Genomic DNA, 13,890 nt, shown 5'->3' with positions numbered 1-13,890 from the left:
GCTTCACTGAATGTAATAGTTGCGGTGAATGGCTGTTTAACCGGGGAAGTAGCAGCAGTACTGATAGTAACCGTTGGATGAATCGTATTGACCAATACGCCACTGGTATTCACTGCTGGCAATGTAAGCACACTGTTGTTGCCTGCTAAGTCTTTAATAGTACCAGCAATAGCAGATGCCAGTGTGATACCATCCATATCCAGGTCTCCGCTCTGTACGATGTACAGGAAGCCAAGCGTATCAGATGCTGAACCAGCCTGGTAGGTAGCTTGTCTGACAGTACTGCCAATGGTGATATCCAGTGTAGGCGTTCCTGTTACTGCCACGCTTTCACTGAAGTGTGCTTTAAACCGCAATCCATCACCGAGGTGATAAATGCCATTAGCTGGTACATCTATCAATGTGATAGCAGGTGAAATATTATCTATTGTCCAGGTATAGCTGGCAGGCGTCACTGTTACATTACCTGCGTTGTCAGTCGCTTTTACCCGTAGGGTATGCGAGGTGGAGGCGAGGCCGGTTAACGTCAACGGGGAAGTGGTGGGATTGTATGGGCCTCCATCCAGGCTGGCGCTAAACGTAGCCGTTTCGCTGGCGGTAAAAGTAAAGTTAGCCACTGTGCTGTTGGTCAGGGCTGGCGGAAAGGTTTTGATAGTATCTGTGGGAGGTGTTTTATCAATTGTGTATACGTCTCCGCTGGTATAAGGTAAACCGGTGACGGTATTACCAATACCGGTTCCGTTAACATCGAGCCGGAGGGTACCATCTCCGCTGCCGGTATTGACCGTTACCGTATAGGTGGTGCCGCTGCCGGTTACACTGCTGATGCTGCTGCCGGAAATGCCCGTGGTGGTAAGGGTAAATGCCGAAGTCGTGACCCCATTGGCAGCGCCACTGAAAGTAACGGTGTATTGTACACTGCCCGCATTGGTTGGGCTGCTATTTAATTTGGTGACGCTGCTGACAGAGATAGAAGGCGGTGTTAGTTTAAGAAACCGCCCGTTGCCGGTAGCGGCGCCATCGCCTACGTATACCGTACCATGACTATCCACTGCCAGCCCCCAGGGATAGAACAGGCTTCCAATTTTAAGGCCGGTGAAAATTTCTGTACCAGTAGCACCTACACCTACCGGCGCCGTATACTTCATAATACGGGAGGTACTGGCGGGAGAGGGGGCGGTTTCTGTGGTATAAAGATTGTCCTGCCCATCTATGGCGAGCGACGTATAGCCTTTGCCGCTACCCAGCGTGGTGGCGCCATAGGCGGGTGCTGTGAGTTTAATCAGGCGGCCATTGGATGCATTATTGGGAAAGTCGATGATATAAATATTATTGGAATGGTCGGTTACAATACCCCAGGGATAAGTGCCGAGGCCTGTGGCCAATGGTAGCCCGTTATATACTACGGTACCGGCGCCGGTAAGACTGGCAGCGGCATATTTAACGACCTGGTAGCTGGTGGTAGTGGCGTTGTATTCGAGTGTGAGGAGGTTATCGCTGGCGTCTACTGCCAGGGCGGTATAATAATTACCGCTTTGTATAACAGAAGGGGTATAAGTGCCGGCAGCGAGCTTGATAATCTGCCAGTGACTGGCAGCATCCGGGTTCATAATAAAAACGTCGCCCGTGCTGTTAACTGCAATGGCCCAGGGATATTCGGAAACACTGAAGGATAAACCCTGGTAAATAGCGGTGGGCGCACCACCTCCACTGGGGTACTTCAGTAGTTGATATTTGGTAGTAGCGGAGTTATAAGCTGTTACATAGATGTTATCCTGGTTGTCTTTGCCTACAGCGGTATAATATTTACCAGTTTCCAGCACAGAGCTGGTATATTGCGCTTTCGCCTGCAACGACGGAAATAAGGTAACAAATACCCATAGGAGTATTTGTAAAGCACGAAAGTAAAAGTGTTTCATAGTTGCTGTTAAATACAGAGGAAAGGGTTCTGCCACCCCGATACAGATTCTTCATGGATGACCTCAAACTCTTTCGCATCAAAGCGCATTCCTTTTCCCTGATCAAGAATAATTTTATGAATTTGGTTGCCGGAAGTATTAATTTTTATGATGTTGGAATCTGGTAACGCGAAGCCGGAAAGCGGATAAAAGTTTTTCTCTCCGCGTGGGCCGTTTATAACCTCTGTGCGTAGTTGTTGTTTTACTTTATCCCAGTCTTTTTTACGGGCATGTGGTAACAATTCTTTCCATATTAATCCTGCTTCATAGCCCATCAGGGCGTAAATATTGGCCGGTTGTTTGGCCAGTTTTTCAAATTGTTTTACAAACAACTGGTTTGCTTTACTTTCATCTTCCCGCATCCAGGAACGGGAGGTGTAGAGTTCTATATCTGCCTGTTTGATATCATCGAGTATATCATCATATACCATGGCTTCCTGTACCAGTAACGGGATGTTTTTATGTAGTCCGCTGTGCACCCATGCTTCCAGGAATTTTAATCCCAGCGCACCACAAAAAATAGCGTGTACATAGGCAGGGGGATCCTCCTTCCATCGTTTGAAGATGGCTGTGAGATCGAGTTGGAGAGGGGCCTGGGGATCAAAAGGCAATATATTCGAATGCAGGCTGGTACCACCGGCAGCCATGACGCCCTGTTGAAACGTACTGCTCAGATGATAGCCTGCTTCATAGATAGGCATAATCATATGGCCACCGTTGCCAAAGGTGCTTTGGGCCCAATGGCCCAAAGCATATTGTGATTGCCATAATTGGTGAGATGCGTAAAATATGTCGGGGCTCAGGTAGGGAAAGTGAGGAATATATTCTCCCATATCAAAAAAAAACGCCAGCTTTTTTTGAGGTTCAATTAAGGGCACCAGGTCTGGTATTGATTTATAACTGATAAGCCCCGACAGGATATCAACATTGTTGAAGAAGATTAGCTTGCGCGCTGCTTCTTCAGACGCTTTCATACCACCCATTTTTGTAAACTCCGGAATAAACTGCACCGTGCGTTGCCGCGCAGGATCCAGGCCCATGCCCAGTAACCATCCGGTTATCAGGTGTTGGGAAAAGAAGGGGTAGATACCCGAATAGGGGGTAAGAAACCCAATAGTGAGCGGAGGGGTAGCCGACATATAATTAATCATAAAAATGGTGACAGGCTACTTAGCCCCTGGATGGGAATATACCATTCAGCGCAATCAGGTACGTAATAGCCAGATAAGGATTCTGGATAGAAAAAGGTTGCGTGCCGCCGGTTGGGCCAATAGTAATAGAGCCTCCTACCTGGTTAGGCGAAAGCGTAGCCGTGCCATCCTGCGCGGCATATCCGTTAATCGGGTTGCCGGAAGGGCCGCTGCCGATAGTCGGTAACATCGCTGGTACCAAGGTGCTGCCAGGAGTAGTAGTGGTGCCTGCAGCGGTACTGGCAGAAGGAGTAGATGTTAACTTGCTGATGTCTGCCACGTGGGTATGCGCCGGCATGTTAGTAATCAGCAACGTGGTGTTTTCGGTACCCGCTTTTTGTCCAATTTCGTAATTGGAAAGCCCTGGCGCCTGTCCCCAGCCAATAGGTGCCCGACCCCTGAGATCGGGTAAGGCAAATGTCTGGACGCCATCTCCCCCGTAAATAGTACCCAGAAGTGCAAAAAGTGCAGAGTTTTGTGCGATAGACATAATCTGTCCCCAGCACATCGCCCAACCATTGATGGTGAAATTACCACCAAATGCGATGATCATTGCGAGATAAGGTTCCATGTGTAATAATAGTTATTGAGGTTTAGAGAATAATGATCAGGGATTGCTTACCAATTATCACATTACTTCCCGGGAAGGAAGTAGTCAGGCTCTCTTTGAGGGTTTCACCAGGCCAGGGCACAAATTCAATCGAATTCTAAACAGGACTAAAGGGTGTGTACTCTGATAAAGGTAGGGTTTTTCTGAATAAAAAATTACCGGGAAATATCCCGTGGTTAGGAATCCTTTAGTGCGGTATTGTAGCAGTGCTGCTATTATACTGCACATTTTATTTTATGGAAATAAGACAAGTCCGCGTCTATGTTGACGGGTAATTTGTGGTAAGAATAATATTATCTGCATCTTACAAAAATATTTTTATACATATACCTTAAATAACACCTCCCATGAAGTACGCTTTATCCTGGTTAACCTTATCAGCAGCCCTGTTATTTAGTGGAACTATGAAAGCCCAAACCATCGTTATTAAAGCAGGACACGTTTTTGACGCCTATACCGGTAAAATGATGTCGCAACAAATAATCCTGGTTAAAGCGGGTAAAATTCAACAGATAGGGCCCCATTTACGTTACGCGGCCACCGACAAAGTGATAGACCTGTCTGACTCCTGGATATTACCCGGGCTCATGGATTGCCACGTGCATATGACCGTTGGGATGCCCTATAAGAAAATGGCGATAGAGCAGATGTATGCCACCGAAAGTACTGCCCTGCGTGCATTACGAGGTGCCCATAACGCCACGGTACTGCTCAACAATGGCTTTACAACGGTGAAGGAAATTGGGAACGACGGCAACTACGCTACTGCGGAGGTGATCAAAGCCATACGGAAAGGATGGATAAACGGACCTACTATTTTCTATGCCGGAAAAATTATCAGCCCATATGGCGGGCAAACAACAAGCGATATAGAACATGAAAATTTTTGGGATTATGAATACCTGGATGCTAATAGTCCCGATGAAATCAGGAAAGCTGTCCGGAAAAATATTTTCTACGGTGCCAATGTCATTAAACTGGCGGCAGATGCACAGCCTTTCCATTACAGCCTGGCTGAAATAGAGGCTGCTGTCAGCGAAGCCCAAAGTGCCGGTATAAAAGTAACAGCCCACGTATCGGGTGGTGAAGCCGCCAGGAATGTAATCATGGGTGGCGTGGCCGCAGTGGAACATGGAGTGCAGCTCGATGATGATCTCCTGCGCCTGATGAAATCAAAAGGTACTTTCCTGGTAGGCACCGACCTGGCCGTGAGCAACAGCCTGGCCTATGGTATCGATTCTGCCCTGGCGCTTCAGTATTATCATCTGAATATCGATCGCCTGCAACGCGCTTATAAAATCGGCACGCCCATGGCATTTGGCTCGGACATTATCATGGAAATGCCAGGGAAGGACAGAGCGCAGGCGGCGCTCGAGATATTACAGACCTGGAAAGATGCACGCATACCCTACCATTACATCCTGCAATGTATGACCATCCACGCCGCGGAGTTATTAGGCATCGAAAAAACCAGAGGCGTTATTGCACCCGGCTATTTCGCAGATATTATTGCCGTGAAAACAAACCCACTCGATAGCGTGGAGGCCATCCGGAAGGTAAGCTTTGTGATGAAGGAAGGAAAAGTGATCCGGCAGGACTGACAACAGTATTGTAATGGTTTACTGCGCTTGTTTTACGGCCGGAAAGTTGTATTTTGAAAAGGATATTGTGGCCTTCGTATAGTGGTAGTCGTTATCTATCCATAAAAAGTAAAATGATGCCAGCGATGAAAACCGGTTCCCTGCTAACCTTCCTCTGCTTACTTAGCCAGACTTTATTTTCCCAGGATCATACGGCGGAAATAGTGAAGGATATCCGTGGTAAATACCAGGAGATCAATGCTAACAGGGCCGCCTATAGGAAAGTATGGGCCGACCGGATGGATGAAACTACGGAAGGAGGAGAAGTGATCGGTTATTTTCAGAAAGACACGGTGATGCTGATAGAAGAATACCTGTATGCAGAAGGAGGAAAATCCTGTACTTCGATTTACTATGATCATGGGGCACCTGCTTTTATTTTTCTGCAGATGTATAAATACAACGTACCCTTTTATGATTCAGCTTTTAACATGAGCCTTTCAGAAATTACTACCGACCGGTCGTATTTTTATAAAGGAAAAATGATCCGGTGGATCAACCCGCAGAACCGGGTATTGGCAGAACGGGATAAAGCATTTGTAGAAAATGAAAAGGGTGCATTAAGTCTCGCGAAAGAATTATACAACGATATATTGCTGGCAGATGTCCGTCATAAGCCGCTGCCGGCGGGACGTGTCAAAACGAAATAGCCGTAGTGGTTAATATTTTTCGTTTGTCCCTTTTTGATCCGCTGCGGTCACGCTGTCTGAAAATGAGATAGATAAGGTGTTGTCAGCAAAAGCGCAGGTGATGGTATCCCCATGAAAAATTTCCCAAAAGCATCTTTAGTACCACTCCCTTACCGGTGATGGAAATCTGACCTTTCTCCTTCACCCTTTTTTAACCCCGGGTTGCCTTAATAGCAATATTGCCAGTAGGCTGGTAGTTTTTACAAACTGTAATTTTTTTAATATGAGCATTGCCAAATATGGCCTTTTCCTGCTGCTCCCCGCAGTAGGTTTAAATTCTTTCGCCACCACGCTTAACCATGGTGAGCCGGATCAGCACCGTAAGAATGTGGTACAAATGGTCATGAAGCGCATCAAAAACCAACATTATGCGCCTAAACCCGTTGATGATAACTTTTCAAAGGTCATCTGGCAGAATTACCTGAATGCACTCGATGCCAACAGAAATACCTTGCTGAAAGGAGATGTGGACGCATTGCGCAAATATGAAACGCTGATCGACGATGAACTGGAAGCAGGGTCACTGGAATATTTCAATGCCATTTATGCCATATCCATGCAGCGTTTGAATGAGTTGCCGGCTATCTATCGTGGTATACTGGCTTCCCCGATGGATTTTAATAAAAAGGAAACGGTGCAGGCAGATCGTACGAAGCTGGATTTCCCGGCTACAGCCGCAGAACGGAAAGAAGTATGGCGTAAATCCCTGAAGTACCAGGTATTACAAAAAATGATGGAAATACAAAAGGCAGATGCTACGAAAAATGATGTGATAGCAGAAAAAGAAGCCCGGGCCGCCGTATTACTATCTACCGAAGGGTTGTTTAAAAACCTGCTCGGTGCCACTGCTTCTGAAGATCGTTTCAGTGCTTTTATGAATACTGTTACACTGGAAATGGATCCGCATACGAATTATATGGCGCCGATAGATGCGAGTACCCGTGAATCGATGATGTCGCACCGCTTTTTTGGCCTGGGCCTGGAACTTACCAACAAAGACGGAGTCATTATTGTAAAAAGAGTAATGGCAGGAGGTACAGCGGATGCCAGTGGATTAATAGAAGCGAATGATCATATCCTGCAGGTGAGTGATGCCAGCGGCAAAATGGTAGAAGTTACCGGTATGAGCATCCTGGATGTATCCAAAATGATACGCGGTGAAAAGGGAACGGTGCTGAACTTATTGGTACGCAAATCCAACGGCCAGGAGAAAGCTATCAGCGTACCCCGCGGAGAAGTGATTGAAACAGAAAATGCAGCTAAGAGTGCGGTGATAGAAAAAAATGGTAAGAAGTATGGTTACCTGCGCCTCCAGGAATTTTACCGCGACTTCAAAAGAGCAGATGGTGCACAATGTGCAGTGGATATGGCTAAAGAAATCGTGAAGCTGAATGAACAACATGTAGACGGGATGGTAGTGGACCTGCGCGGTAACCCCGGCGGCTCATTGGATGAAGTGGTAAAAATAGCCGGCTTCTTTGTGAAAACAGGTCCGGTGGTATTGGGTCGCGATAGAACAAAGACGGAGCGTTATGAAATTAATAATAATGATCAAACCTTGTATGATGGCCCATTGGCGGTAATGGTAGATGAAGGTAGTGCTTCTGCATCTGAAATCTTTGCAGCCGCTATACAGGATTATAAAAGAGGGATTGTAGTAGGTAGTCCTTCTTCCTATGGTAAGGGTACTATGCAGGAAACCCAGGCTATGGGCAAACTGGGAGATAAAGAAAAAGGTATTCCCGATGTGAGCTATGGTTCACTGGCACTGACTATTAAAAAGTTTTACCGCATTAATGGCACTACTACGCAGTTGAACGGAGTAACACCGGATGTGATTTTCCCCAGCAGGAAAGTATACCTGAAGATCCGCGAAAGAGACAATACAAGTGCCCTGGTAGCCGATACCATTGAAACCGCTTTTTATATGAAATCGCCGGTGGCAGCTGCTTTGCCGGCTGTTATTCAGCGCGCGAATGAGGCGGTAAGCCACGACAGCGTGTTGAACGTAGTAAAGCAGGAAGTAGAATGGATGAAAGCACACGAAGCGCCTGTATTTAGTTTACAAAAGGCGGCGTTTAAGAAACAGGTAAACGAAATAGACGCGCATAATAAGGCAATTGACAACGCTTTGAAGTTGCCGGTAAGCAGCCAGTTGAAAATAACTGGCACGCCTATAGACAAGCCTACACCGGATAAGCTGGCCCGTTACCAGGAGTGGGTGAATACCTGTGTTTCCGATGTCTATCTCAGCAGAACAGTAGATATCCTGATTGATTTGACAGGTAAATAAGGGAAGGCAGTGAAATACGGGGGATTTTGTCTATTTTGCGCGTTGACTAATAATGGGGGGCGTAAAGGGCATGTATCAACCAAATTCTATAGAGCCGGGTTCATTTGAAGAATTGTTCCGACAACACTATTCATTTTTGTGCGCAACTGCTTACTACGTGGTAGAGGATGAAGATACTGCCAAAGATATTGTGCAGGACTTCTTCCTCTACTGTTGGGATAAGCGGGCGATGATTCAGATTACGCAAAACTTTAAGAGCTATGCCACACGGGCAATACGTAATGCTTGCTTAAACTACCTGAAAAAAAATGGTAAGATCGTGTTTGGCGATCCGCTGACCATGGCGGACGAAGCCGAAGCTTTGCCGGAAGATGATAAAGAAAGAGAAGAGACCAGGAATGCCGCTTTATGGGCGGCTATTGGTCGTTTACCCATACAGCGGCAACGGATTTTTTTAATGAGCAACCGGGATGGGCTTAAATATAAGGAGATAGGAGAGCAGTTGAATATCTCGGTAAATACAGTTAAAACACAGATCAAACTGGCTTACCAGTACCTGCGGAAAGAATGTGAGTGGATGGTCATTTATATCGCTGTATTATTTTTTTTAAAAGAATTTATGATTTGGCTTCACCCCTTTTTTAAATACGGTTGCCTTTAATATTAGATCGCTATGGATACACCAGAAAAGGATATTAATTGGGAGAAATTGCTATCAATATTAGAGGATGGCGAAACAACGGCTTTGAATGAAGACGAGGCCGCAATGTTGCGTGCTGCCAGGGAAATGCAAAACAGGGTGAAAACAACAGATAAGTTTCCGGCCGAAGAGGGATGGCAACAATTTGTGGCAGCCCGTGAGGCCAGAACCATGAAAGTGATGTGGCGCCGGAGAATAGCCATAGCTGCTGCAGCCGCCGCGTTGCTGGTTACCGCCGGTGTATGGAGCTGGCAAAAGCATTTATCCGGTGCCAGGCCATCAATGGCAGCTGTGGTAAAAGCCGACCTGCCAGCTACTACTAAAGTACAGATTGTAATGGGAAATGGTCAAACCATTACCCTGGGTGATAAGGATTCCGCTATCCGTAAAGACAACAATGGTACACAGGTACAGGTGGATAGTGCAGGCATCGTATACCAGGCAGGCCATAATAAAAAAGAAGTGACTACCATGGATGCTTTAGTGGTGCCCAAAGGAAACCAGGCCCATATAGTGTTACCGGATGGTACTGAAGTATGGGTGAATGCCGCATCAAAATTGACTTATCCTTCGGCGTTCAATAGCAATAAGCGGGAAGTGTGGCTGGAGGGAGAAGCCTTCCTGGACGTGGCAGCAAATGTACAACAACCATTTATTGTACATGCAAAAGGCACCACCACGGAAGTATTGGGGACATCATTTAACATCAGTACCTATGTAACTGTACAAACCACTTTAACCAGTGGTAAGGTAAACGTCAGCGCAGGAACAGCCAACCAGATATTAGCACCCGGCCAGCAGGCAACTTATAATGAAGCCGCCGGTGCATTACAAAAGCAGGCCGTTGATACCAGGTTATATACCGCCTGGAAAGATGGAGATATTTATTTCGAAGATGCTACACTGGGAAATATCATGACCAGTCTCGGACGTAGCTTTGATTACGATTTTAAGTTTGAGGATGCCACATTGGAACAGGTAAACATAACGTTGGATATACATAAACCAACCACACTACAACCAGTACTGGATCGGATAAAACAAACTATTGGCAACATTAATTTTCGGGTAGAAGGCAGAACGGTATTCATCAGCCGGCCATAAGACCCCGGACAGGGACATGAAAAAATGTATGTAGATACACTGCATCCTGGCATTGCTATGCACAGGACAGGGCAGACAGTTTAATTATTAATATCTAACCAAAATGAGAAAAATGTTGGGCTTACCTTCATCAGGGAAGGGTATGCATGGCTATGCTGTGTACTTACTGCTACTATCTTTTTTGCTGGTATTTTCGAATGTGGTACAGGCACAGGAATCTGGTATATTAAGACAGCGGATAACGTATCATGCCAACAAACAGCCGCTGCTAAAGGTGTTGAAAGATGTGCGTGCACTTACTAAAGTTCGCTTCACCTTTAATAACGATGAAATCCGTAAACAGGAAGCCGTAACGGTAAACCTGCAAAACGGTACACTGGAACAGTTGTTGAACCAGGTGTTATCCAATACAGGGCTGGAATTTACAGAGGATATGGGCGGCATTGCCATTTATCCAAAGTCTGCACCAGCCGGACTGACAACCACACAGGAGACAAAGTCCATCATGGGCTTTGTTTTCCGTGGGCAGGTGATCAGCTCCGGTGGTGAGCCTTTACAGGGAGTAACCATACAGGGGATGGAATCAAAAAATGGTACCGTAACTACTGAGGATGGTATTTTTTCCATCGTGTTAAAGGAAAATGAGCAATTGCGGGTTTCCCGTTTGGGCATGAAAACCAAAGTATTCACGCCCAGGGTCAACAACAACAATTTTTCTAAGATTGAACTTGATTCTGCTACCCAGTCGATCAGCGAGGTGGTAGTAAATGGTTATACGAAAATAGACGCACGTTTATCTGCTGCCTCCACTTTTAAACTCGATGCAGCGCAGTTGATACAACCCGGTGAACCCACCATCGACAGGATGTTACAAGGTAAGGTACCAGGACTGATGGTAATGAATTCCACTGGTAGTGTAAACGGTCGGCCTACCCTGCGTATACGTGGTACTTCTACGTTTGTTGGAAATGCCAGCCCATTATGGGTAATAGATAACGTTGTACGCCCTGACCCGGTAGATATGTCTGCCACCCAGCTTAACAATGTGGTATCAGATGCGCAAACAGGTAACTATGCCCTGATTGGTAGTGCCGTAAGTGGATTAAACCCTTACGATGTGGAAAGTATTACTTTCCTGAAAGATGCTGCAGCTACCGCTATTTACGGGGTGGCCGCTGCTAATGGCGTTATTGTAGTCACTACCAAGAAAGGTAAAGCCGGACCTATGCAGGTCAGCTATAATACCAACCTGTCTTTTCAGCAACGCCCTTCCTATGTGGGGATGAAACTGATGAACTCCAAAGAAAGGTTACAGTTTTCACGCGAAATGGTAGAAGATGGTATGCTGTATAATGTTACCAGCAAAGGATTTGCTGGTATGGGTACTTATGAGGGACTTTTGCAGGCGCTGAACGCCAGGCAAATTACAGAACCACAGTTTAAAACAGAAGTGGCCAGGTTGGAAGCCAATAATACCGACTGGTTTAAAGTGTTGTTCAGAAATAGCTTCAGCATGAATCACTCAATTAACATGAGTGGTGGTATGGGGAAATCAACTTATTACGCCTCTTTCGGTTATTCGGATGACAGAGGGGCTTCACAAATGGATACCCGTAAGAATTACACCGTCAGCACCAATCTCCACACAGAGGCCACTAAAAGGTTATCGTTTGATATCCATATCATGGGGAATTACTCAAAGATGGGAGGGTATTACCCCGGCGTGAATCCATTGGGTTATGCACTTACCACCAGCAGAACTTTGTCCCCTGAAACCATTTACCCGAAAGGATCTTCCGGTACAAGTGTAATGCCGCTGCCTCCACCACTCACGTTTAATATGCTCAATGAAATTGCGCAAACAGAAAGTTCCGGAAGCACCAGGTCCATGGGGGCAACGTTCACAGCCTCCTATAAGCTGTTACCCGGCCTGCTGTTCCAAAGTACTTCCGCTGTATTTTCAGACGCATCTGATGTATTCTCAGCAGCCTATGAGGGTTCATTTCTGATGGGTATGAATCGTGGCTGGAACCTGAGCTATACTCCATCCGACAGACAGGTAGCCGCTTCCTATTTGCCTTATGGAGGAATAGCAACGATCGGTAATACGAACTCATTGTCTCTGACTACCCGTAACATGTTTATCTATGATAAATCTTTTTTCCAGGAAAGAGACCAGTTTAATTTTTCCTTCGGAAATGAAATTAGTTCTCAACAGGCAAAAGGCTTTAATTCTACAGAACCGGGTTATTACCCTGACCGCGGCCAGGCTTTTTACCCTGCACCTAAAAGTATAGCAATGTACAGCAGGCGCAGTATTACCAATACGGTTAACAATGCATTTGGATTATTTGCTACTGCCAGCTATGTAATCAATAGCAGGTATGTGTTGAACGCCAATATCAGAACAGATGGTAATAATCGTTTCGGACAATACTCTAACTCCAAGTTTTTACCTAACTACAGTGTAGCCGCCAGATGGAATGTTACCAATGAGTCATGGCTGCCATCCGGCAAGTTATTGAATAACCTGGTATTCCGTGCGTCTTTGGGTACTGCAGGGAATGTGGTGAAAGTGGTGGGACCTGAGCTGATTGCCGAATATCCTATTGGTGGTAACACTGATCCCACCACAGGAATTCCTCAACTCGGCATAAAATCACTTCCTTATCCAGATTTGCGCTGGGAAAAAACACAACAATGGAACTTTGGAGCAGATGTGGGTTTATTTGAAAACAGGGTTAGCTTCACTGTTGAATATTATATCAAGCATAGCAGGGATCTGTTAGTGCCAAGAAATATTCCATTTGAATATGGTATTGATATGATGTATAAAAATGGTGGTGCAATTCAGAACAGGGGGATGGATTTATTCCTGTCTATAGTGCCAATTCGTACCAAATGGAGCAACCTGACGCTAACCTTCAATAATAGCAGAAACTTCAATGCCATCGGTGAAAACAGTTTTGCCAATAAATACGACGATTACCTCAATGGTGATGTTAGAATTCCAGGCAAACCAATCAGCGGTTTTTATTCCTTCCATTTTGGTGGACTGGATCCAAAAACAGGGCTACCATTGTTTAGTAGAACCGGTCATCCTGATGGGGTAGATACCGCAGGGTTACTGGTATACTCAGGACAATTACATCCTAAATTTAGTGGAGGTATGGGCCTTTCATACCGTTATAAACAATTTTCTGTGCAGGCTGACTTAGCATATGCCTGGGGCAATGCAAAGAGGTTAAATCCGCTGTTTAACAATCAGAATATTGCCTCAGATGGAGTACCCGCTCCTTATGATAATGCGAATAGAATACTGATAGATCGCTGGAGAAAACCTGGGGATGAGAAAACTACCAATATACCTGCTGTTACCGATGTTGCGGCTATAAGCGTGCCAGGAACAGGTAATAGAGGTATATATGATGCCTATAACCAATCCGATATCCGCGTAGTTGATGGTAGTTTTATCCGCTGCAAGAATATTATGTTTAGCTATGCGATTCCCAGAAGCATTGTTTCTATGGCGCGTGTGAAAAGCATTTCCGCTGGGTTGTTTATCAGTAACCTGTTTACATTGGCCAGCAAGGACCTGCACGGAGAAGATCCTGAAGTTCAGGGCGTGGGCAGTACTGCGTTACCGATTACCAGGAAATATGGTTTTAGTATGAATGTGAATTTTTAATATAACCGTCTAAAAAAG

At 45.7% G+C, this 13,890-nt stretch carries 8 protein-coding genes and 1 pseudogene; 6 read left to right on the top strand and 3 right to left on the bottom strand.

Features of this window, described 5'->3' with window-relative positions:
* The 3 genes and pseudogenes from J7623_RS23250 to J7623_RS23240 form a co-directional block, all read right to left on the bottom strand.
* A pseudogene (locus J7623_RS23250) lies at positions 1-1,919 on the bottom strand (hypothetical protein); the annotation flags it as partial.
* Between the two features lie 8 nt (positions 1,920-1,927).
* Positions 1,928-3,097, bottom strand: a complete 1,170-nt coding sequence (locus tag J7623_RS23245) for an ABC transporter substrate-binding protein (RefSeq protein WP_291924884.1) — start codon at positions 3,095-3,097, stop codon at positions 1,928-1,930.
* A gap of 31 nt (positions 3,098-3,128) precedes the next feature.
* Entirely contained in the window at positions 3,129-3,719 is a 591-nt protein-coding gene (locus tag J7623_RS23240; protein ID WP_291924882.1) for a tail fiber protein, read from the bottom strand.
* 386 nt (positions 3,720-4,105) lie between these two features.
* Here J7623_RS23240 and J7623_RS23235 point away from each other — a divergent pair, with 386 nt between their 5' ends.
* From J7623_RS23235 to J7623_RS23210, 6 genes are all read left to right on the top strand, one after another.
* Positions 4,106-5,359, top strand: coding sequence for an amidohydrolase family protein (locus J7623_RS23235; RefSeq protein ID WP_291924880.1), 1,254 nt, complete (start codon positions 4,106-4,108; stop codon positions 5,357-5,359).
* Positions 5,360-5,484: 125 nt separating this feature from the next.
* The gene (locus J7623_RS23230; protein ID WP_291924879.1) at positions 5,485-6,048 is read left to right on the top strand and encodes a hypothetical protein; all 564 of its coding nucleotides are present in this window, start codon (positions 5,485-5,487) and stop codon (positions 6,046-6,048) included.
* A gap of 262 nt (positions 6,049-6,310) precedes the next feature.
* Positions 6,311-8,380 (top strand): carboxy terminal-processing peptidase, encoded by a 2,070-nt coding sequence (locus J7623_RS23225; protein WP_291924877.1) that lies wholly within the window; start codon positions 6,311-6,313, stop codon positions 8,378-8,380.
* A 52-nt stretch (positions 8,381-8,432) separates the two neighbouring features.
* Positions 8,433-9,041, top strand: a complete 609-nt coding sequence (locus tag J7623_RS23220; protein ID WP_366839628.1) for an RNA polymerase sigma-70 factor — start codon at positions 8,433-8,435, stop codon at positions 9,039-9,041.
* 12 nt (positions 9,042-9,053) lie between these two features.
* Positions 9,054-10,184 (top strand): FecR family protein, encoded by a 1,131-nt coding sequence (locus J7623_RS23215; protein ID WP_291924875.1) that lies wholly within the window; start codon positions 9,054-9,056, stop codon positions 10,182-10,184.
* 103 nt (positions 10,185-10,287) lie between these two features.
* Positions 10,288-13,872, top strand: coding sequence for a SusC/RagA family TonB-linked outer membrane protein (locus J7623_RS23210; RefSeq protein ID WP_291924874.1), 3,585 nt, complete (start codon positions 10,288-10,290; stop codon positions 13,870-13,872).
* Positions 13,873-13,890 lie beyond the last annotated feature (18 nt).

The sequence above is a fragment of the Chitinophaga sp. genome (genome assembly GCF_017745275.1).
Lineage (GTDB): Bacteria > Bacteroidota > Bacteroidia > Chitinophagales > Chitinophagaceae > Chitinophaga.
The sequence above is the reverse complement of the archived record's forward strand: the minus strand, read 5'-3'. Positions and strand labels throughout refer to the sequence as shown.

Coding starts and splice junctions, on each gene's coding strand:
- J7623_RS23235 (WP_291924880.1), top strand. CDS start 4,106: ATGAAGTACGCTTTATCCTGGTTAACCTTATCAGCAGCCCTGTTATTT.
- J7623_RS23245 (WP_291924884.1), bottom strand. CDS start 3,097: ATGTCGGCTACCCCTCCGCTCACTATTGGGTTTCTTACCCCCTATTCG.
- J7623_RS23210 (WP_291924874.1), top strand. CDS start 10,288: ATGAGAAAAATGTTGGGCTTACCTTCATCAGGGAAGGGTATGCATGGC.
- J7623_RS23220 (WP_366839628.1), top strand. CDS start 8,433: ATGGGGGGCGTAAAGGGCATGTATCAACCAAATTCTATAGAGCCGGGT.
- J7623_RS23225 (WP_291924877.1), top strand. CDS start 6,311: ATGAGCATTGCCAAATATGGCCTTTTCCTGCTGCTCCCCGCAGTAGGT.
- J7623_RS23230 (WP_291924879.1), top strand. CDS start 5,485: ATGAAAACCGGTTCCCTGCTAACCTTCCTCTGCTTACTTAGCCAGACT.
- J7623_RS23215 (WP_291924875.1), top strand. CDS start 9,054: ATGGATACACCAGAAAAGGATATTAATTGGGAGAAATTGCTATCAATA.
- J7623_RS23240 (WP_291924882.1), bottom strand. CDS start 3,719: ATGGAACCTTATCTCGCAATGATCATCGCATTTGGTGGTAATTTCACC.